Source organism: Mesobacillus subterraneus (genome assembly GCF_000934845.1).
GTDB lineage: Bacteria > Bacillota > Bacilli > Bacillales > Cytobacillaceae > Mesobacillus > Mesobacillus stamsii.
On sequence record NZ_JXIQ01000012.1, the window covers coordinates 36616 to 57028 of the forward strand.

General features: G+C 38.6%; 18 protein-coding genes, 1 other RNA gene, 2 pseudogenes and 1 riboswitch. Of the genes and pseudogenes, 16 read left to right on the top strand and 5 right to left on the bottom strand.

Annotation, left to right across the window (positions count from 1 at the left end):
• Window positions 1-41: 41 nt before the first annotated feature.
• From eno to UB32_RS01225, 7 genes are all read left to right on the top strand, one after another.
• Entirely contained in the window at window positions 42-1340 is a 1299-nt protein-coding gene (gene eno / locus UB32_RS01200; protein WP_044390545.1) for a phosphopyruvate hydratase, read from the top strand.
• A gap of 125 nt (window positions 1341-1465) precedes the next feature.
• Entirely contained in the window at window positions 1466-1699 is a 234-nt protein-coding gene (secG, locus tag UB32_RS01205; protein ID WP_044390547.1) for a preprotein translocase subunit SecG, read from the top strand.
• A gap of 166 nt (window positions 1700-1865) precedes the next feature.
• Entirely contained in the window at window positions 1866-2612 is a 747-nt protein-coding gene (locus tag UB32_RS01210) for an alpha/beta hydrolase (protein WP_044390549.1), read from the top strand.
• 34 nt (window positions 2613-2646) lie between these two features.
• On the top strand, window positions 2647-5001 hold the full coding sequence (gene rnr, locus UB32_RS01215) for a ribonuclease R (RefSeq protein WP_044390550.1): 2355 nt from the start codon (window positions 2647-2649) through the stop codon (window positions 4999-5001).
• Window positions 5002-5118: 117 nt separating this feature from the next.
• Window positions 5119-5586, top strand: coding sequence for an SsrA-binding protein SmpB (gene smpB / locus UB32_RS01220; RefSeq protein WP_044390551.1), 468 nt, complete (start codon window positions 5119-5121; stop codon window positions 5584-5586).
• A 150-nt stretch (window positions 5587-5736) separates the two neighbouring features.
• Window positions 5737-6095: a transfer-messenger RNA gene (gene ssrA / locus UB32_RS19190) on the top strand.
• A gap of 895 nt (window positions 6096-6990) precedes the next feature.
• Window positions 6991-7239, top strand: coding sequence for a hypothetical protein (locus UB32_RS01225; protein ID WP_052806905.1), 249 nt, complete (start codon window positions 6991-6993; stop codon window positions 7237-7239).
• Between the two features lie 134 nt (window positions 7240-7373).
• Here the strand turns inward: UB32_RS01225 and UB32_RS20635 are convergent.
• Window positions 7374-8213 (bottom strand): annotated as a pseudogene (locus UB32_RS20635) (tyrosine-type recombinase/integrase).
• A gap of 609 nt (window positions 8214-8822) precedes the next feature.
• On the opposite strand from UB32_RS20635, the gene UB32_RS01240 reads away from it, so the two are divergent.
• The gene (locus UB32_RS01240; protein ID WP_128721464.1) at window positions 8823-9449 is read left to right on the top strand and encodes a tetratricopeptide repeat protein; all 627 of its coding nucleotides are present in this window, start codon (window positions 8823-8825) and stop codon (window positions 9447-9449) included.
• Between the two features lie 139 nt (window positions 9450-9588).
• Window positions 9589-9828, top strand: a complete 240-nt coding sequence (locus tag UB32_RS01245; RefSeq protein WP_044390554.1) for a hypothetical protein — start codon at window positions 9589-9591, stop codon at window positions 9826-9828.
• A 632-nt stretch (window positions 9829-10460) separates the two neighbouring features.
• On the opposite strand, the pseudogene UB32_RS01250 reads toward UB32_RS01245, so the two are convergent.
• Window positions 10461-11771: pseudogene (locus UB32_RS01250) on the bottom strand (IS1380 family transposase).
• A gap of 133 nt (window positions 11772-11904) precedes the next feature.
• Window positions 11905-12090 (bottom strand): hypothetical protein, encoded by a 186-nt coding sequence (locus tag UB32_RS01255; RefSeq protein WP_044390586.1) that lies wholly within the window; start codon window positions 12088-12090, stop codon window positions 11905-11907.
• 142 nt (window positions 12091-12232) lie between these two features.
• Between UB32_RS01255 and UB32_RS01260 the strand changes: the two genes are divergently transcribed.
• The 5 genes from UB32_RS01260 to UB32_RS19935 all read left to right on the top strand — a co-directional run bounded on the left by UB32_RS01260 (window position 12233) and on the right by UB32_RS19935 (window position 16659).
• On the top strand, window positions 12233-13087 hold the full coding sequence (locus tag UB32_RS01260) for an alpha/beta fold hydrolase (RefSeq protein WP_044390555.1): 855 nt from the start codon (window positions 12233-12235) through the stop codon (window positions 13085-13087).
• A gap of 407 nt (window positions 13088-13494) precedes the next feature.
• On the top strand, window positions 13495-14709 hold the full coding sequence (locus UB32_RS01265) for an MFS transporter (protein ID WP_044390556.1): 1215 nt from the start codon (window positions 13495-13497) through the stop codon (window positions 14707-14709).
• Between the two features lie 73 nt (window positions 14710-14782).
• Entirely contained in the window at window positions 14783-15529 is a 747-nt protein-coding gene (locus tag UB32_RS01270) for a GNAT family N-acetyltransferase (RefSeq protein WP_052806906.1), read from the top strand.
• A gap of 103 nt (window positions 15530-15632) precedes the next feature.
• Complete coding sequence (locus UB32_RS01275; protein WP_044390557.1) at window positions 15633-16232, top strand: hypothetical protein; 600 nt, start codon at window positions 15633-15635, stop codon at window positions 16230-16232.
• 262 nt (window positions 16233-16494) lie between these two features.
• On the top strand, window positions 16495-16659 hold the full coding sequence (locus UB32_RS19935; RefSeq protein ID WP_157841603.1) for a hypothetical protein: 165 nt from the start codon (window positions 16495-16497) through the stop codon (window positions 16657-16659).
• Window positions 16660-16917: 258 nt separating this feature from the next.
• Here UB32_RS19935 and UB32_RS01285 read toward each other — a convergent pair whose 3' ends face one another.
• The gene (locus UB32_RS01285) at window positions 16918-18735 is read right to left on the bottom strand and encodes an APC family permease (RefSeq protein ID WP_431305954.1); all 1818 of its coding nucleotides are present in this window, start codon (window positions 18733-18735) and stop codon (window positions 16918-16920) included.
• 157 nt (window positions 18736-18892) lie between these two features.
• Window positions 18893-19034, bottom strand: a riboswitch (cyclic di-AMP (ydaO/yuaA leader).
• Between the two features lie 149 nt (window positions 19035-19183).
• Here UB32_RS01285 and UB32_RS19720 point away from each other — a divergent pair.
• Window positions 19184-19303 carry a hypothetical protein gene (locus tag UB32_RS19720; RefSeq protein ID WP_128721466.1) on the top strand — a complete coding sequence of 40 codons (120 nt, stop codon included), beginning with the start codon at window positions 19184-19186 and terminating at the stop codon, window positions 19301-19303.
• 97 nt (window positions 19304-19400) lie between these two features.
• On the opposite strand, the gene UB32_RS19940 is transcribed toward UB32_RS19720, so the two are convergent.
• Window positions 19401-19562, bottom strand: coding sequence for a hypothetical protein (locus tag UB32_RS19940; protein ID WP_157841604.1), 162 nt, complete (start codon window positions 19560-19562; stop codon window positions 19401-19403).
• A gap of 208 nt (window positions 19563-19770) precedes the next feature.
• On the opposite strand from UB32_RS19940, the gene UB32_RS01290 reads away from it, so the two are divergent.
• The gene (locus tag UB32_RS01290; RefSeq protein WP_044390560.1) at window positions 19771-20136 is read left to right on the top strand and encodes a hypothetical protein; all 366 of its coding nucleotides are present in this window, start codon (window positions 19771-19773) and stop codon (window positions 20134-20136) included.
• Window positions 20137-20413: the final 277 nt, after the last annotated feature.

The following is a 20413-nucleotide window of genomic DNA, read 5'->3' on the forward strand; positions in this document are numbered from 1 at the left end:
TTCATCATCAAACAAACATATAATATAAGGAGAGTGTATTTATGCCATTTATTACAGATGTATACGCACGTGAAGTATTGGATTCCCGCGGAAACCCAACAGTCGAAGTAGAGGTTTATACAGAATCAGGCGCATTTGGACGCGCGCTCGTTCCAAGTGGTGCTTCTACTGGTGAATACGAAGCCGTTGAACTTCGTGACGGTGACAAGAGCCGTTACCTTGGCAAAGGTGTGTTAAAAGCAGTTGAAAACGTGAATGAAATTATCGCTCCTTTCCTTGTTGGCGAAGAGTTCAACGTTCTGGACCAGAACGGCATCGACATGGCGCTAATCGAATTAGATGGCACTGAAAACAAAGGCAAGTTAGGTGCAAATGCTGTCCTTGGTGTTTCTATGGCAGTTGCCCACGCTGCTGCAGACTATCTGGATCTTCCTTTATACCAATACCTTGGCGGATTCAATTCCAAGCAGCTTCCAGTTCCGATGATGAACATCGTGAATGGCGGCGAGCACGCGGACAACAACGTAGACATCCAGGAATTCATGGTAATGCCTGTTGGCGCAGAAAACTTCCGTGAAGCACTTCGCATGGGAGCGGAAATTTTCCACAACCTGAAGTCTGTTCTTCAGGAAAAAGGCTTGAACACAGCTGTAGGGGATGAAGGAGGCTTCGCTCCAAACCTTGGTTCCAATGAAGAAGCACTTCAAACAATCGTGACGGCGATCGAAAAAGCAGGCTACAAACCAGGCGAGCAAGTAATGCTTGCAATGGACGCTGCATCATCTGAGTTCTACAACAAAGAAGACGGCAAGTATCACCTTTCTGGTGAAGGTGTCGTGAAAACTTCTGCAGAAATGGTTGACTGGTACGAAGAAATGGCTTCTAAATACCCAATCATCTCAATTGAAGACGGGTTAGATGAAAACGACTGGGAAGGCCACAAGCTATTGACTGAGCGCCTAGGCGGAAAAGTTCAGCTTGTTGGGGATGACCTGTTTGTTACCAACACGAAGAAGCTTGCTCAAGGAATCGAGCAAGGCGTAGGCAACTCTATCCTGATTAAAGTGAATCAAATTGGTACTTTGACAGAAACTTTTGATGCAATCGAAATGGCGAAGCGTGCAGGCTACACTGCAGTGATCTCTCACCGTTCTGGTGAAACAGAAGATTCAACGATCGCTGACATCGCTGTTGCAACAAATGCTGGGCAGATTAAGACTGGTGCACCATCACGTACGGACCGCGTAGCGAAATACAACCAGCTTCTTCGCATTGAAGATCAGCTTGGCGAAACAGCTCGCTTCAACGGAATCAAATCTTTCTACAACCTGAAGAAGTAATCAGAAACACCGGTTGCATGACGATGCTTCCGGTGTTTTTTTACAACAATTCGGCCAAGTATTGTGTCCATTGCGAAAGTGTGATAAATTAAACTTACTGTTACAGTTTTATCGGGAGGTACGTCATGCATACATTTTTAACCGTTCTGCTAGTGATTGTGAGCATTGGACTTATTGCGGTTGTTGTTCTTCAGTCAGGCAAGAGTGCTGGTCTTTCTGGTGCTATTTCTGGAGGCGCTGAGCAATTGTTTGGTAAGCAGAAGGCAAGAGGGCTGGATTTAGTTCTTCACCGAGTTACGGTTGTTCTATCGGTTCTATTTTTTGTTCTGACAATTGCCGTTACTTATTTTAAACTATAATACAAGCAATTCACCCGGCTTCCAACAAGAGGCCGGGTTTTATTGTGTACAAATAACCTACATATTTACAGGGAATCAGGGTATTTACAAATTAAAGTCTTTTAATTGAATGTTCCATGTATGTTTGTTAAAACTAAGAAAGAGATTAGACAGAGGGAGAAGAAAAATGCGAAAGTTAGTGCCAAGACCTTTTACATTTAAAGCTGGAAAAAGAGCGGTATTGCTGCTGCATGGATTTACCGGCAATTCTGCGGACGTCAGGATGCTGGGCCGATTTTTAGAAGGAAAAGGATATACTTGCCATGCACCTGTTTTTAAAGGACATGGGGTACCTCCTGAAGAACTTATACATACAGGACCTGCTGATTGGTGGCAGGATGCGCTTGATGGATACGAGTTCCTAAAGAGAGAAGGATATGAGGAAATAGCAGTTGCCGGATTGTCACTGGGAGGCGTCCTGTCCTTGAAGCTTGGATATTCCAAGCCGTTAAAGGGAATCGTGCCAATGTGCGCACCGATGCATCTGAAGACGGAAGAGTTGATGTATCGGGGCGTCCTTGAGTATGCGCGCGAATACAAACGACTGGAAGGCAAGCCGGTGGAGCAAATAGAGGCAGAGGTAAAGGCACTCGAACAAAAATCGATGGCCACCTTACAAGACCTCCAGGAACTGATCAAGGAGGTCCGGGGAAGCATAGACCTAATTTATGCTCCGACTTTTGTTGTCCAGGCGCGCAATGACGTGATCATCGATCCTGACAGTGCGAATATCATTTATGACAACATTGAGTCAGAACATAAGAAATTGAAGTGGTATGAAGAGTCAGGGCATGTCATCACCCTTGATAAGGAACGCGATCAGCTTCATGAAGACGTTTATGAGTTTCTTGAAACGTTAGATTGGCAAGAATAAAGAGAAAGAACACTAAATAGAAGGAGGGATTTATATGGATGAGAACATTAAAAGCCATATAGACAGGCTATTGCACCATATGAAAGATGAAGCCTATAAGCCGCTTACCGTCCAGGAACTAGAGAGTGCCTTTGGAATCGAGGACTCCTCGACATTCAAAGAGTTTGTCAAAGCACTTGTGGTTATGGAAGAGAAGGGCCTAGTTGTCAGAACTCGCAGTGACCGATATGGTCTTCCCGAAAAAATGAATTTAGTCCGCGGCCGATTAAGCGCCCATGCTAAGGGCTTCGCTTTTGTCATAACAGAAGAGCCGGGCATGGATGATATCTTTATCCCGCCAAATGAAACGGGCAATGCGATGAACGGGGACACCGTCCTTGTCCGTGTATCGTCAGACAGTTCTGGCCAGCGCCGGGAAGGCACAGTAGTGCGGATTCTTGAAAGAGGTGTCTCACAAATCGTCGGGACTTATACAGAAAGCAAACATTTTGGCTTCGTTATACCCGATGATAAGAAATTCACAAGCGATATCTTTATTCCAAAGGAAGCTGGCATGGGGGCAGTGGAAGGACATAAGGTCGTTGTAAAACTGACGAGCTTTCCTGAAGGACGAAAAAGCGCAGAGGGAGAAGTAATCGCCATTCTCGGCCATAAAAATGACCCGGGTGTTGATATCCTTTCGATCATCCATAAACATGGCTTGCCAATGGAATTTCCAGATGAAGTAATGAAGCAGGCGAATAATGCCCCAGACCAAATCAAGGAGAGTGAAATGGCCAATCGCCGTGACCTGCGCAATGAAGTCATTGTCACGATTGACGGCGCTGATGCCAAGGACCTTGACGATGCAGTTCAGGTGACGAGACTCGAAAATGGCAACTATCAACTTGGCGTTCATATCGCGGATGTCACCTATTATGTAACCGAGGATTCACCAATTGATCGCGAAGCAGAAGACCGTGCCACGAGTGTGTATCTCGTTGACCGGGTCATCCCGATGATTCCGCACCGCTTATCGAACGGTATTTGTTCCCTGAATCCGAAAGTCGACCGACTGACGCTGTCTTGTAATATGGAGATCACTCCAGATGGACAGGTCATAGACCATGAAATCTATCAGAGTGTCATCAAGACGACTGAGCGGATGACATATTTTGATGTCAATCGTATCCTTGTTGATAAAGACGAAGAAACCCGTTCACGATATGATTCTTTAGTGCCAATGTTTGAATTGATGGAGGAACTCGCTGCTATTCTTCGGAAAAAAAGAATGGATCGCGGCGCAATTGACTTTGATTTTAAAGAATCAAAGGTACTGGTCGATGAAGACGGCCATCCAACAGATATTGTGTTAAGAGAGCGTTCCGTTGCTGAAAAACTGATTGAAGAATTCATGCTTGCAGCGAACGAAACGGTCGCTGAGCACTTCCACTGGCTGGATGTGCCATTCATTTACCGTATCCATGAGAATCCGAAAGAAGAAAAACTTAGGAAATTCTTTGATTTCATTACCAACTTTGGATATCTTGTCAGAGGTTCTGCAAATGGGGTTCATCCAAGGGCCCTGCAGGAAATCATTGAGGAAGTCCAGGGAAAGCCGGAGGAAATGGTAATATCAACTGTCATGCTCCGTTCGATGCAGCAGGCGAAATACTATCCGGAGAGTCTGGGCCACTTTGGTCTATCAACGGAGTATTACACTCATTTCACATCACCAATCCGCCGTTATCCAGACTTAATTGTCCACCGTTTGATCAGGACATACTTGATTGAGGGCAGACTGGACCAGGCAACGAAGGAAAAATGGAATGCGGTGCTGCCGGATATTGCCGAGCATTCTTCCAACATGGAACGCCGTGCGGTAGAAGCCGAACGTGAAACAGATGAGCTGAAAAAAGCGGAGTACATGGAAGACAAGGTGGGAGTAGAATACGATGGTATCATCAGTTCCGTTACAAACTTTGGAATGTTCGTTGAGCTGCCAAATACCATCGAAGGTCTAGTACATGTCAGCTATATGACCGATGATTATTACCGCTATGATGAACGCCATCTGGCGATGATCGGCGAGCGAACGGGCAATGTCTTCCGAATCGGTGATGAAATTACTGTCCGAGTCATCAAAGTGAACAAAGATGAACGTTCCATTGATTTTGAAATCGTCGGCATGAAGGGCACGCCAAGACGTGAGCGTCCGGCTCAGCCAAAGATCTTCAAGACCGGCAGCAGCGAGAAAAAGCCGCGTCACGGAAAAGAAGAAGAGAGTAAGCGCGGAGGCCGGAGTTTTGGGAACAGCAAAAACGGCTCAAGCTCAAATCCAAAGAGCAAGAAGAAAAAATTCTTCGAAAACGCACCAGCTGCCAAACGTAAACCGAAAAAGAGAAAATAGGCAATGTTTACTGGAGAGCTCCTGACGAAGGGGCTCTCTGTTGTCCTAGCTCTCTTTTCGTTGTAGAGGAACACTTTATTTGCTAAAATTAGAGAACAGATAAGGGGGAAGTTTTTTATGCCAAAAGGTGAGGGAAAAGTCGTTGCCCAGAATAAAAAAGCAAATCACGACTATTTTATTGAAGAAACGTATGAAGCCGGAATCGTCCTCCAAGGAACAGAGATAAAATCGATTCGCAACGGGCGCGTTCAGCTAAAAGATTCATATGCAAAGGTCGATAATGGGGAGTTATTCTTATATAATCTGCACATCAGCCCGTATGAACAGGGAAACCGATACAACCATGATCCTCTGCGCACAAGAAAACTTTTGCTTCATAAGCGCCAGATCAACCAGCTGATCGGTGAAACGAAGGAAGCAGGCTATGCACTTGTGCCCTTGAAAGTTTACCTAAAAAATGGGTATGCGAAGGTTTTAATTGGTCTTGGTAAGGGGAAAAAGAGCTACGACAAGCGTGAGACATTGAAGAAGAAGGAAGCGGGCCGCGATATTGAGCGAGCATTCCGTGAACGACAGAAAATGTAGGCTTGTCTGCTGAGGAAGAGTGTACCAGTTGAAAAAAGGATTCAGTGTGTTATAATAATAACTGTCACCAACGAGTGACAACTTAACTTAATGCTCGGCTTAACCGAGTTCTCCTAACGTCTGTATCACTGATACAGCAGCCTTTTCTATGGGGACGTTACGGATTCGACAGGGGTAGTTTGAGCTTAGGTGGCGAGTCGAGGGGATCGGCCTCGTTAAAACGTCAACGCCTATAACTGGCAAACAAAACAACAACCTCGCTTTCGCAGCTTAATACTGCATAGCGGTTCGCCCCTCCATCGCCCATGTGGTAGGGTAGCGGACTCACTCTAAGTGGGCTACGCCGGATTCCACCGCCTGAGGATGAAGGAAGAGAACAACCAGGCTAGCTGGCCGGCCGCCTGTCGGTAGGCAAAAGGACCAGCGAAACGCCAATATGCCGACTACACTCGTAGAAGCTTAAGTGCCAATATCTTTGGACGTGGGTTCGACTCCCACCGTCTCCACCAATACATATGTTGGTGGATTTTTTATTTTGTGATTTTACCCATTATTTTGCCAGTATGGCAATGATATGCTTCAATAAACTCTCGGCAAATATATGCTTCATATACTTCAATACTTCAAGAAGACTGTAGTAAATCTACGGTCTTTTTTTTTCCTAATTTCGGTAACCCCCTATAAACTAAATAAATCAAATTGAATATTGGGATTTAATTCAGCGATTTAAAACAATTCTTCATAAACAGTTGCTGGGACTCCCTTATACTTATCATTTACAACATAAAAAAATTCATTAATTGGACATAATGGATCCCAATGCGATTTTAACCCAGCAAAAATGCCATTAAAATGTATCCAAGTTCTATTAGGGCATAACGGACCACATCAAACGCAGCTGTATGCTACTGTAATCTCACTGACTGAGTTCATGATAAAGTCCGCAGCTTGATTTAATACATCATAATCCAAAAAACTTATTTCTTCATTTGGTATAAAAACTATATGTCTATCATGTCATCTTCACATAACTCCATAAATGTAACTTCTAAATTGTTAGACATGAGTTTCAAATAATCTTAATAGTCTTGAAGGATTGAATATTAAAAAAAATAAGCTAAGAGTGGATCGTTTGGTACGGCTTTACCATTTGAAAATTCAAGTTGTGTTTAATCATTACTTTAGAGAGTTTAGTTTGTAACAAAAAAAAGCGTTAGTCATTTGACTAACGCTTTTTCCAATTTAATATGTTAAGTTCTCTCGACGCTATCACAAACACATATGATGCACGCAACCTTTTAAACGACACTTATATAGACAATCCGGATTTTGAAAAAAGTTAAGTTTTAACAATTTGACTCCTGTTTGCGCAAATTGCCGAGCATCAACAAAAACCAAGAGTGGATGTGGCACCTATGGGGTATTGAAAATCCGAATGAAACTAAACTAACAGTCGTTGGTTTTCACAGAGAAACAGGAACTGTTCATCAAATTCTAACAACAGGCTGGACGATAGAGCTCGGGGGAGAGAATAATGGAGCAGATGCACACGCGCCATCAAGCGTTAGCAATTCAATGGCAGGAAAATGGGCAATATTACTTTATGTTGATGGAAAATTATTCGATGTATTAGTCTATAACATAAAGGAATAATTAATAAGTAAGGGGAGGACGTTAATAGAAATGTTAATGTCCTTATTAAGGAAAACTCCTATAGTTTGTGAAGGTTCGTACTTAAACTATAGGGTGCGAGAACACAAAATCGACGCTAACAACGTCGCTTTTGCTTAGAAATATTTTTGGTAAAACTCCTGCCTTAACCTTCCGCTTAGCTGGGCATATATTCGAGTTGTTTCACTCTTCTCGTGGCCCAAGAAGACTTTGTATGACTTCAACAGGGGCTCCGTTATTCAACAAATGGGTTGCATAGCTGTGTCTGAGTTGATGAGGATAAATTTCTTTATCAATGGCTGCACGAGCTGAGATTTGCTTTATGACATATCGCATTTGGGCAATACTCATCTTTGAGGCAACAGCTCTGTCACAAAAATGGCAAGATCGGCATCCTTACGCTCATTGATGTATCGCTTTAGCCAGATTTCTGCTCTAATATTGAAATAGACTTCACGTTCCTTATCCCCTTTCCCCCTTACAATGGCTGAACGGTTGGACCAATTAATACAGTTGCGTTCCAGCGAAACAATTTCGCCAATCCTGCATCCTGTCGAAAACATAAATTCAAACAGGTCTTTTTCCATTGGACTTACGCAAGCCTCACGCAAAAAGCTCGCTTTCCTTTTCGGTTAAGAATTTCGGAATTCGTTTTCCGACCTTGGGTTCCTTTATCTTTACTGCGGGGTTATGTGTCATATGGCCATCTTCGTGGCACCAGCGGAACAGGGATTTCATAAATCGTATCCTGTGTGCCATACTGGACGGCTTTAAGGCCGCCGCTGAATGATTAAGGTATTTCTTCAAATTTGCAGTGCTGATGGAGCCAATTTCTGCATCCTTGAAATACAGAACAAGCAACCTTGCCTGAATGCCATAGGCTTTGATTGTATATGGGGAAAAGCCCTCGATTCGTTTGTCGGCTGATATGTTTCCCACGCCTTTGATAGTAACAACCTAATTCCTCCCATTATTTTCTCTTTTAAAAGGAATTATTGCCTGGTTTATCGAAATATACACTTATTCAACAAAAGAAGCAGGTTAGTGGAATAAAGATATTCTATTTTTTCTAATGGCATAACTTGGAAAAGTTCTAGTAAAAGGAGAAATGATAAAAATGGATAATTGGTTGTTTGTTTTCATCATAACTTTCATTGGGAGTTTTGTTTTGGTATATGGAATTGGATCTATTATTGGTGGAGAAAATATTGAATTCATTTATTTATTTTTGTTTATTGTTCAATTTTCCTTTACCACGACAATACTATTTCAGATTCTTCATAGATTGAAACAGGTAGAAAAAAAAGACTACCATAAAGAGTAATATTTAATTTTTCAAAAAATGTGTGAAACATTCGATTGTTTAATCTTAAGGAACTCCTTGTGGGTTGGTTTAGGAAGAGAAAAGGCACTTTTTCTTAAATTCTTATGGAAGAATAGGTTAGAAAACGGTGCCTAATCTAGCAGGATTTACGCACCGTTTTATTGAATTTCTAATGAAACTAATGGTGCAAATGGAGAAAAGGAAATTTAGTAAGACTCCATATGAGGAAGGTGAAAATAGATTGAGTGGAATAGAATATAGAACTTCCTCTGCTTTTGATTTGTTCGATAAAGGCGAGTATCTAAAAGCTGAAAAAATTTATGATGAATGCCTAAATGAAATAGATAAAAATTCAAGTGAATATAATCAGGTTTTACACGCAATGGGATATGTGAAATCACATCTCAACAAATTTGCAGACGCACGGGATATATACAAGGAATTAAAGAATTTGGCAAAGAATGTCGAGGAAGAAGCAATTGCAATTCATCAAATGGGTATGGTAGAAAGAATGGCTAAGAATTATGAAAAAGCACTACACCATCTTGATAAAGAACATAGATTGTTAAGTGATTACGGTTTGGATAACTACCTTAAACTATCTGCTAATTTTTATGAGCGAGCTTATATTCATTTACTAAATTATGAATTGAAAACTGCGGAAAAATTAATGAATAAGTGCTTGGAATATGCTCAACTATGTGATGATAAAGTTTGCCTTGGTTGTTCTTATAGAGGTCTTGGGGAAGTTTACAAAACTAATGGAAACAACATATTTGCAACAGAATGTTTTGAAAGGGCAATAATGGCATTTAGGGAAGCAAACGACCAAATTGCTGTAAGGGAAATTGAAGCCTTAATGAAATAGTTCTTATACTAACGGGGTAGCAGCCTATATTGAAGCTAACTTTGTGAATAAATGTACTTAAACATAAGGGGCAGGATTATTGAACAAGGAAAATCATCGTAGTATGGAATTATTAAAATTGAAAAAGGGAGGGAAATAAATGAACTTTTATAAGATTTTAGGAATTGTACTTATTATTATATCTGGTTTAATCTATACGTTGGAACGGGGATTTACTGTACTTTCTACCAGTATTGTTCGTGCAGGGTTTTACTCTGGAAGAATGACAGGTGAAGTTCCAAATGTTGAGGCGAGTGGAATCTTAGATAATTTTTATGTTCCACTTTTCCTTGCTTTTGGTGTATTACTTATAATTTATTGGTTTAAGAGGAAAGGATGATTTTCAACCAACGGGTGTGAGTGTTAAGTAGATAGAGCTGCGGCAGCACTTTTTGTTAATTCAACTATAGAAGCAGTTTAGTTGAAGATACGTCCCAATATATTTTCTATAATAAAAATAATTCGGGATATTAATGTTGACTTCTGGGGAATTAATTATTGAATAAACTATTGGTAATTATCAAACAAATGCGATGAAGAGAAAAAGTAAAATGATATTGTTTTTCATCAGAGAGCTTCGGTAGCACTCGTTATCAATGTCACAGTATAAGAGTAGAACTGTTTACTCCGTACTAGCTGAGACAAATGGTGTGAGTCATTTGTGAAATAAGGTGGTATCACGTGGTCATTCAAACCTCGTCCTTAACTATTAAAGTTAAGGCGAGGTTTTTTGTTTTTAATAATAAATTTTATTGGAGGCTTTTATTAATGACCTGAAATATTCATAGCTCCACGAAACCTCATGGGTAAATTTTACAATAGGTGAAATTTTGTAGATTATTTTAAAATTTATACGTTGCCACCAAATTAACTGAATATTTTATCGATAATATTCAAATTTTGGACAGACTCCCCCCTTAACCGAAAAAACTATTTTTTTCAGTTGTGTTGAGCAAAGGCTAATCTAACAGATTATTCTATCTGGAGTTTTTGAATTTGACCCAATACGTTCCAAAAGAATTTCTGATATACAAAACTCGATGATTTTAAAGTGAAATGATCTGCCTGATTTCACTAGTCTACTGGCTACTTTGATTATTCGAGTACGTATGGTATCAATTTGCATCGTCTTTTGCCCTTCTGGAAAGCAAAGGGTTCGTAACCAATTGGTTAAGTTATAACCTAGAAGAGTCAACATCATCTTAACCTCGTTAACCATGTAAGAATGGCTATTCATTTTATCAAAATAAAAGCCATTTTTAGCTTCCTTGATGTAGTTCTCCATCGTTCCTCTTTTTTGATAACCACGGACGATATCTTGAGGGGAAGCCCATTCGAAATTGGTGACAAAAAAGGAGTGGGTAAAGAATAATTCACCCGCAGGTCGCACCGATTGGATAATGACCTTTCTAGGTTTTGACCATGATTTTGCTTGGTAAATGCTTTCTTCAAAAAAGTATTCTGTTTTTGAAACGTCTACAGGTGTAGAAGAAGGATGATATTCTTTCGCTAGACTCTGTAGTTGAGCATTTGATTTTAAACGAATAATGTAATAGACGGATTCCTTTTCGCATAATTCATATAGTGCTGGAACAGCAAATCCACTGTCTCCACGTAGGAACAAACTCGTTTCTGGGAATGTTTCGTTGTAGTGTTCAATCAAGGGTTGTATAAATTCTACAACGCCATTGGAAGTATAGACATTACCAGGACGAAGCTTGGCCTTCAAAAAGTCACCTGTGACACCATCAAAGGCAACTAAAGGATGAAAGCCCATTGTTCCATAATGCGAATTGTAAGATGAAGATTCTTGTTCACCATACGTATCGGAATGGGTAGAATCTAGGTCTATGAATAGCGTCTCTGCTTTTCGGAAGCCGTGAATTTTATCAAGTAATTCTTGGTTAGCTTGATTTAAGTGATCGATCGACTTTTCATCAAACCGAGGGTAAAAACGAGATAAGCTTGGTTGTGAAGCAAGTGCCGGTATACCAATAATTTGTGTAAAAACGGGATCTTTTGTTAATTGGTCCGCAGCGTCATCTTCGGCATACCCAGCAATCATTGATAAATCTTTTGGCGTAACAAGTTTTCGTTTGAATGAAGATAATAAGCTCTTGAATCATTTAGTTCTAAATGTTGAACCAGAGTTTTTGAAAAGCCGATTTTTTCATCAAATTCTCTGAAAAGAAATTCACCCGTGTCGGAGGAAAGAGAACCTCCATCATTTGACAATTTAATTTCACGATTGAAATCAAGCGTTTTTTGCGTTAAAGTAGCCATTATAAGAATCCTTTCTGTGGTTATTTCGTTGTTGTTTTAACCTTATCAGAAATGGATTCTTTTTTCATTTATTTAGTGCAGATTAAATCAGGCAAGAAAGCCTAGAGTACTGGAATTTAAGGCCGATTCTTAATTACTGTGAATAATTCAGGACAAGATATTTCTTTAATCCTTCTGTGTCGACACTATCGATTTTCTGATCATTAAAATAACCAATGAGCAACTTCGCTTGGATTCCATATGCTTTTAAAGTATAAGGTGAAAAGCCTTCTATACGTTTATCAGCTTTATAGGATTTCCACGCAGTTGATAATAACAAACTAATCCCCCACATTTAATTGGAATACTAAAAGGAATTATTGCCTGTTTTATAGAAATTAAGACTCAAGGTATTCAAAAGTATAGAAGATTTATTCCAAGACTATTAGTATAGATAACTAGATAGGTAAGGAGATTTAGAAATGACCTACTGGGAAACGAAAACAATTCATACCGCACGCGGTAACTTTGAGGTCTTTGTAAAAGGAGAGGGTAATCCAATTTGCGTCACTCATCATTATTCAGAGTTTAATCATACTGGTGATTACTTTGCAGATTCTTTGACAGAGAATAATACGGTCTACCTTGTGAATTTAAAACAAGCCGGTAATTCAAGTAAGGCTGATGAGGCTCATGAGTTGAGTATGTTTGATGCTGTATACGACCTTGAAGCAATCCGAGAGGCGTTGGGGTATGCCAAATGGACATTTGCAGGGCACTCGACAGGAGGTATGATAGGAATCATCTATGGCATTCATTTTTCTACGTCGCTTACTTCACTAATAATTGTTGGGTCGGCTGCCAGGAAGTATGCTAATTCATCCTCTGAGTGTATCTATCATCCTGACCACCTACACTTTGAGCGAATGCAGCAACTTATTGAGACTTTAAAACGCTCTGATTTGTCACCTAGTGAAAGAGAGCGTTTCTCAAAAGAGAGAACGCAACTGTCTCTATTTCACCCGGATAAGTATGATGAATACTTTTCTTTAGGCATACATAAAAAGATGTCTGCTCCAAGAATGAACTTTTTTATTAGGGAAGAAATGATCTTTGATGTAACCCGTGAGTTAGAAAAAATTTCAACTAATACTTTAATATTGAGTGGCCGATACGATGTACAATGCCCGCTTTCTTTCTCCGTAGAAATGAATGAGTTAATACCAAAGTCACAACTATTTGTTTTTAATGAAAGCAATCATTACCCTTTCCTTGAAGAAAAGTCGTTGTTTAGACAAGTCATTTCAACTTACTTAAAAGAAACTATTTCTTATTGAGCTATAGGGACAGTTTAGTTCAAAAAGGAAAATACTAATTGTACAAAGGAAAATTCAAACAGTCACTTTAAGAGCTATTCTGTTGACTTTTATGATTAATTAGAATATTTTAATATTAACTGAACCCGCCACGCCTCTTAATAATGCGGACCAAGGGGTCATTTTTTTTTCAAGGAGATAATGTAAATTGGCTCTGGATAAAGATTAGGCTAGCATCAAACCACCTACTACATTTAATGGACAAATGGAGTAGTATAAAAGAAAGAGAAATTATAAAATAACTAACAAACATAAATCTAGTCCTCCAGATTTATTCGATATATGAAAGGTGTAAATAATAATGAACAATCCAATTTAAAATTCCCCTATATAAGACAATTTTCATTTCAGAAATTGGGGGACATGAAATGAACTTGAATAAAAACTTTTCTTTATTACTATTGGGTCAATCGCTCGCTAATATTGGCGATGTATTGTATATGGTCAGTATCATCAGTACGATTTTTGTATTAACGGGCTCGGCAACAGCTTCCTCATTTGTACCATTTACAATTACTTCTTCCATGTTTATATCCAGTCTGTTAACACCACTTTTGGTGGGGAAAGTAAATCTTAAATGGTTAATGGCTGGATCCCAAATTGGAAAGACTATTCTGCTTTTTATTCTGGGGTTTATGTTAGTGGGAGTTACAGCATCAAATTATTATTTGATTTTCTTAATCATAGGATTGATTGCTTTACTAGATGGAAGCGCAAATCCAATAAGGCAGACATTAATTACATACTATGTTAATCCTAGTCAATTAATGAAAGCCAATGGACTTGCAGAAACTGTTACACAGATCATACAAGCAGTGATGTGGTTCATAGGGAGTTTATTCTTAATTATTATGAGCTCACAGCAGCTGGTATGGTTAGCAGGAGGTTTGTTTATAGGAGCAAGCATCTTGCTCAGCCTTTTAGAAAATGTATCTGATAATAGAGTTGAGGCTGCTAAAGGGAAATTTAAACAGATTACGGAGGGATGGGTAACTTTATCTAACACTCCGGTATTAAGAAAGATTGCTTGGCTAGACTTCTTTGAGACAATCGCAGGAACGGTTTGGATAGCAGCCATACTCCTTGTGTTTGTTAACGATGCTTTAGAGGTTGGTGGACAGTGGTGGGGATTTATTAATGGTGCCTTCTTTATAGGATTGATTTTAGGAAGTGTTTATTGTATTAAATATTCTTCTATCATTGAAAAGAAATTGGGGACCTTTATATTTATTGGTTCAATCCTAAGCTCCTTAGTCACATTACTATTTAGCATAAACAGCATACCAATCGCTGCACTCCTATTGTCGCTATTTGTAGGGATTTTTGGTCAAATTAAAGGCATACCTCAACAAACAGTGATACAAACCAGCGTTACAAAAGAACAGTTATCAACGGTTTATACTTCGTTAGGGGCTATCGGCACTGGAATCTTTGGCGTTGGCTCTCTTGTTATGGGACTGTTAGCAGATTTACTGGGAATAAGAATCGTGTTTATGATCTCAGGAATACTCCTTGCAGTTGTCAGTTTAATTGTTTATAAAAGTAAGCACTTGTTTGTTAGGAATATAATCGAATTTGAATAATGAATGATAGAGTGGGACTGCGGATCATCTGTGGTCCCATGCTTTTATATTTGTGCTTTAAGGGGCTGAAAAGATGGAGGTAAAGAATTCACAAAGCAATTCTAATTCATTGGCAAGAATAAAAATTGTAAAAGGAGAAAACTTTGTAACTATAGAAGATACAAAAATTCTGGCGAATCAAGAACTAATTGAACTTATAACATATCTGATGGGACAGTCATTTATAAAAAACTGTAAAAATGTAAATATACTGGTTAATAGTAAATTCAACAAAGAAGTAGACTCTCTTTTAATAGAAAATGGGTTTAAGTTACATGATGAAAATGTTACTGTCCATAAGGTGTTAGATGATTCATCTAAGGTTGAAAACGGGTTCTTACTAAAGGATTTACACGAACTTTCGGTAGCAGAGTTTAAAAGGGTTTGGGAGGAATCTATGAAAGGATCATTAAATGCACCTTCTTCGCTAGATGTTGACGAACAAATGCGTAGTGTAGAGTTGGAATTAGGCCCCAACTATAAGAAATCTTGTATTATTGCTTATGATAAGGGAAATCCAATCGGAGTAATTATGCCCCATATAGAACCTGGGACTTCAGAAGAAGGAAGGATATTTTATTTTGGCATCATTCCAAACGAAAGAGGGAAGGGAAAAAGCAAACTTCTTCATCAGCAAGCATTAGAAATATTAAAAAATGACTTTATGGCCACCCATTATATTGGCTGCACTGGTCACAACAACCTTCCAATGCTTAAAACATTCCGGAATAATGGATGTACAGTTATAGAACAAAATAAGGTTTTCAAAAGGGAAAACTAAAACTTAGTGAAGAGTTAAGGGAGAGTTGATCAGGAAGGATTTATGTACTTTTTTGTTGAATTCCTTATTAAGCTATAGGAGCAGGAATATTTAATAAGGGGTAATGGATTTTTATGGTAAAGTTGTAGTGGGAGAGGTTAATTTGAAACAAAAAACATTATTTTCTATAGTTATTTTATTTATTTTTATTATTATAACAGGTGCATGTAGCGTAAAAGAACAAATTAACGTTGAAGAACAAATTATGAAACGAGTGCCTTTTCCTAAATCCACCAATATTCTTCATATTGAAGACCATAAGGGTGGTAAAATGATTTTATATAAAGATAAAAGTGGTTTTAGAGCTTCTTTTTATAGAGAAAAAGATGATTACTTTCAAGGTACATCAAATGCTGAATTGAACCCACATGATGGATTCGATTGGACAATGAGCAATATGTCAGGTATGGCTATATTTGCTGGAATTATTACAGATGAAAAAATAACAAAAGTGATTGTGAAGCAAAGGACAGTCGAACATCAAGCAGAAATAATTGATATCAATGATGGTAAGAGACATTGGTTTACTACATTTGATGAATTAGAGGAATCGCTAAATGGTGAATCTGATCCACTTAAAATTGAAGCTTATGATAAGGAGGGAAATCTCTATTGGAAATCAGGAGTTTATGGAGATGGTTTGTTTGAAGGAAGAACAAATTAGCTCCTACTCATTACTCGCTAACGGGGGCAATAGTTGAACAAAATTACATGATCGACTGCTCTTTTTCCTATTGTGCTAACGACGCAGAAGAGTTAATAAGGAGGGGAGATTTCTGAAAAAGATATCGTATTTTATTATATTAAGTTTAGCTATTATTCTAGTTCTATCTGGATGTGCTTCTCAAAAGATAACTGAGGATGACATAAAGAATACCGCTATTACAGCTATTATGCAACATGACGATATTAACAAAAATGAAATAATGATTGAAAAAATTGATAATGTTAATGAGGGTGTTTGGCAAATTTTGTTTCAAGAAAAGCTAAATGGTAAATGGGTTTCTGGGGGTAATGGTAACTATTTTCTTGAAATAAAAAAAGACTCTAATGGTAACCTTAAAGCAGACTTTACGGAATATAAAAAATAGTAACGTAAGATGCTTATTTCAAGTGTTTTAATATTTATTTAGTTATTGTTCTTTTTTCATTTTTTCAGTAATGGGTAGTATTAGTTAAAAAGCCAATAAAATAAACACAAAAAGTAGCTCAGCTTGATGTTGGCTACTTTTTATATGGCAGAAGGCACCACATTTTGCGGTGCAATTAGGTATACATTTTAATGTGTAAATAATGGTTTTTGCGATAGGAAACGGAACCCGTTAAAAATAAATGGTCCTTTTCAGATACTATTTTTTTAAATGATAAGGTACTGTAGTAACAACTACGTTCCTGCGGTAAAGCAGGAAGGCGCGAATTAATAAACTTGATTGATTATGAAGTATATTGTGCCATCCCTTCTTAGGAATAAATTGTGGGATGATCACCGTTACTTGATAATTTGCTTCCTTAGCCTTATGTTCAACGGTATCAACGAATTTGGTGAGGGGGTTAATAATACTTCTATAATGAGAGTGTAAAGTCACTAGTCTAATATCAGGTTGCCATTTTTTCCACTTTTCTTCAAACTTCTTTTCATCATCTCGTTCAAAGGAAACATAAACTGCAAGGATCTGGTCAGCAGACAAGGCTTTTGCATAATTTAAGGAGTTCTCCACCACATGCGTTAAACCAGCCACAGGTACAATGATCACATTTCCTTCAATCGGCGAAGAAGGCTCGCATGTCGTTAATCGTAACTGATCTCCAACCGCTTCATAATGTTTTCTAATACGATGAAACAGCCAAATGATGAAAGGCAAGAAAAGTAGAATCGACCATACTTGTGTAAATTTTGTTAAAAAGAAAATGAGAGAAACGATAAAGCTGATGAAAGCACCAATTGTATTAATAATAAATTTCGGCATCCATCCTTTAGGCTTTTGACGAATCCACTTAAGCATCATTCCTGTCTGGGATAAGGTGAAAGGAATAAACACACCTAACGCATATAAAGGGATGAGATGCTCTGTTTCCGCTTGAAAGGAAATAATTAATAAAATGGACGCAATCCCAAGTATGATGATGCCATTAGAGTATCCCAATCGGTCTCCTCTAACAAGAAACATCCTCGGTATGAATTTGTCTTTCGCAAGGTTAACCGCCAACAAAGGGAAAGCCGAATAGCCTGTGTTTGCTGCAAGGATTAATATCAAAGCGGTAGTTCCTTGAATGAAAAAATACATGTAATTCCGTCCGAAAGTCATTTCTGCTATTTGTGAGATGACTGTGACATCTGCACTTGGAATAACTCCATAATAATAGGCTAAATAGACAATTCCTGAAAAAAGTAACGCAAGTAATCCACCCATCGCCATTAATGTTTTCGACGCATTAACAGGGGAAGGATCTTTGAAATTTGGGATTGCATTGGAGATAGCCTCCACTCCCGTTAAGGCCGAACTGCCAGAGGCAAACGCTCTTAAAAGGATGAACAAACTAATTCCTGCGACGGGAGTGCCAATTGGTGAATGTAAAGTGGGCGGAATCTCACCAGTGGCAATATTATAGAGCCCCACAGCAATTAAGATGAATAAAGCGAGAACGAATAAATAAACGGGATAGGCTAAAATGGAAGCAGACTCTGTTACCCCTCTCAGGTTAAGTACGGTAAGGAATATAACAAAAGCAATAGCTATTCCTACATTATGGCCATGTAAAGTCGGGAAAGCAGATGTAATTGCATCGGTACCTGCTGAAACACTTACAGCGACTGTTAACACATAGTCTACCAATAAAGACCCACCGGCAATTAATCCGGGCAACATGCCTAAATTATTTTTTGAGACAACATACGCTCCTCCGCCATGAGGATATGCATAAATGATTTGCCGATAAGATAATATTAACGCTGTTAAAAGGAGTAAGACCCCGATTGCAATCGGAATAGAGTACCAGAACGCTGTCATACCAACAGTAATTAAAACAATTAATATTTGTTCTGGGCCATATGCAACGGATGATAAAGCGTCAGAAGAAAGGATCGCTAATGCTTTCGTCTTGTTAAGTCTCTGTTCTCCTAGTTCAGTAGATTTTAATGGCCGTCCAATTAAAAATCGTTTTAACATAGGTAACACTAAATTCACCCGCCAAATTAAATTTTATCAAATTATTTTACCCTGTTGCGAAACGTTGTACTCTACATCGAGTTTAAGAAAGCAAAAATGCCTACAAGCCATAAGAAATAGACCTGTAGACATGATTTTTTGTCTGCAAGCTCCACTTTCCTTCTCAATTGAACGCTTACGAGGTTAGCTGTCGGATTCGGACCTTTGAGTAGCCCTACCTAAAAAGGATTCACCCCCGGATTCTTTAGAATCCACATAACTGGTTTCCCCGTACCAAAAGGTTTCAGCGAATATAGAAATAGGAAACTGTTGATAATAATACTCCTGCAGAATGTAAAAGTAAATAAAAATTTTAGATTAACTGATCAAGGATCAGGCTATATTTAATACTGTTGATTCGCACTTCTTTTGTCATGTTTTACTATTATAGGATAAGGAGGGAAGCACTATGCTTAAAGAGAATCGTCCTTTATTATCTGATGAATTTTTAGATGAAATTGCCAAGGAAATTAATCAGGAATCTGAGGGTCGAGTGCAGGAACAGAGGGAACAGCCAAACGCTCAGTGAAAAGACGAGTTATAAATTTTGCGCTGTCTGAATTGTGGATTTCATTTATTCCACGTTGTTCGTGGGTTATGGTTCCAAGAACAACGTGGAACTCCTATTACTGGTTTACACCCTCGTCTGTTACCATTTGTTGAATTTCGTTCGTAGTTCCCTTTGTATTTCCTGCATGATTCTGTTTTTCAAGTTCCTTCCGTTGTTGCGTGACGGATGGAGATTCGATTTTGTTGTCGGTCGATTTTTCTGTATAGTTAGAGTCCACCTATTCTTCCTCCATTCTTTTTTTTAAAAAGATTTTCAAATCGGAAAATCAACCTTATTATAAGAAGTTTTATCCTTCCTTATACATAGAAATCATCGGAAATAAAAACCCACTAGTAATTTTTCCCTGAATACTTGCTCTATCGGTGCAGATAATAAGCTTCGGAGCTGTTTTTTAGGCTCTACATCAAATGGAGGAGGGCGTTCACATGTTTCAAACTAATAATAGCACCAGTGTTCAGCAAATTAACCAAAGCCGCCAGATTGCTCAACAGCTAATCCAGCAAACGCAACAAGCAAGCATGGTATATCGACAATTGATGCAGCAAGAACAACAAAACGCTCAAATGCTGGATCATTTACAAAGTCGCGAGAAACAAGCTGTTAAAACAATAGAACAAGCCTTAATTGGACATGATCAAGCGATACAGCGCTGCCAAGAAGTGATTAATCTCTGTAATCAGCTTGAACAGGGAGTAACATCACAGCTTCATACCCAACACACTATGGATCCTATGCATGGATACCAGCCTTATAATCAAAATCAGGCACAAGCTTCTTTTAGACAACAATAAAAAACGAGGAGAAGTTGAACAATGAATAATATACAATACCTTGCACCACATGAAACTTACGAGCTTCATGAGCTGCTTACCTTTAAAAGGGTATTACCATCCAAATAATCTGTCTGAGCAGCTGACTGTAGATTTAGAAGCCGCACAAACCGCTATGAACTAAATCCAAAACAATGGAGCCCCCATCAAAAAAGGGGCTCCATTTAGTGTGCTCGCCAATCATTTGATCGTTTAGGATATCAATTAAAAATTTAGGGTAAAGGTATAATGAGAGAAA

Coding starts and splice junctions, on each gene's coding strand:
- eno (WP_044390545.1), top strand. CDS start 42: ATGCCATTTATTACAGATGTATACGCACGTGAAGTATTGGATTCCCGC.
- secG (WP_044390547.1), top strand. CDS start 1,466: ATGCATACATTTTTAACCGTTCTGCTAGTGATTGTGAGCATTGGACTT.
- UB32_RS01210 (WP_044390549.1), top strand. CDS start 1,866: ATGCGAAAGTTAGTGCCAAGACCTTTTACATTTAAAGCTGGAAAAAGA.
- rnr (WP_044390550.1), top strand. CDS start 2,647: ATGGATGAGAACATTAAAAGCCATATAGACAGGCTATTGCACCATATG.
- smpB (WP_044390551.1), top strand. CDS start 5,119: ATGCCAAAAGGTGAGGGAAAAGTCGTTGCCCAGAATAAAAAAGCAAAT.
- UB32_RS01225 (WP_052806905.1), top strand. CDS start 6,991: ATGTGGCACCTATGGGGTATTGAAAATCCGAATGAAACTAAACTAACA.
- UB32_RS01245 (WP_044390554.1), top strand. CDS start 9,589: ATGAACTTTTATAAGATTTTAGGAATTGTACTTATTATTATATCTGGT.
- UB32_RS01260 (WP_044390555.1), top strand. CDS start 12,233: ATGACCTACTGGGAAACGAAAACAATTCATACCGCACGCGGTAACTTT.
- UB32_RS01265 (WP_044390556.1), top strand. CDS start 13,495: ATGAACTTGAATAAAAACTTTTCTTTATTACTATTGGGTCAATCGCTC.
- UB32_RS01270 (WP_052806906.1), top strand. CDS start 14,783: ATGGAGGTAAAGAATTCACAAAGCAATTCTAATTCATTGGCAAGAATA.
- UB32_RS01275 (WP_044390557.1), top strand. CDS start 15,633: ATGGATTTTTATGGTAAAGTTGTAGTGGGAGAGGTTAATTTGAAACAA.
- UB32_RS19935 (WP_157841603.1), top strand. CDS start 16,495: ATGATTGAAAAAATTGATAATGTTAATGAGGGTGTTTGGCAAATTTTG.
- UB32_RS01285 (WP_431305954.1), bottom strand. CDS start 18,735: ATGTTAAAACGATTTTTAATTGGACGGCCATTAAAATCTACTGAACTA.
- UB32_RS19720 (WP_128721466.1), top strand. CDS start 19,184: ATGCTTAAAGAGAATCGTCCTTTATTATCTGATGAATTTTTAGATGAA.
- UB32_RS01290 (WP_044390560.1), top strand. CDS start 19,771: ATGTTTCAAACTAATAATAGCACCAGTGTTCAGCAAATTAACCAAAGC.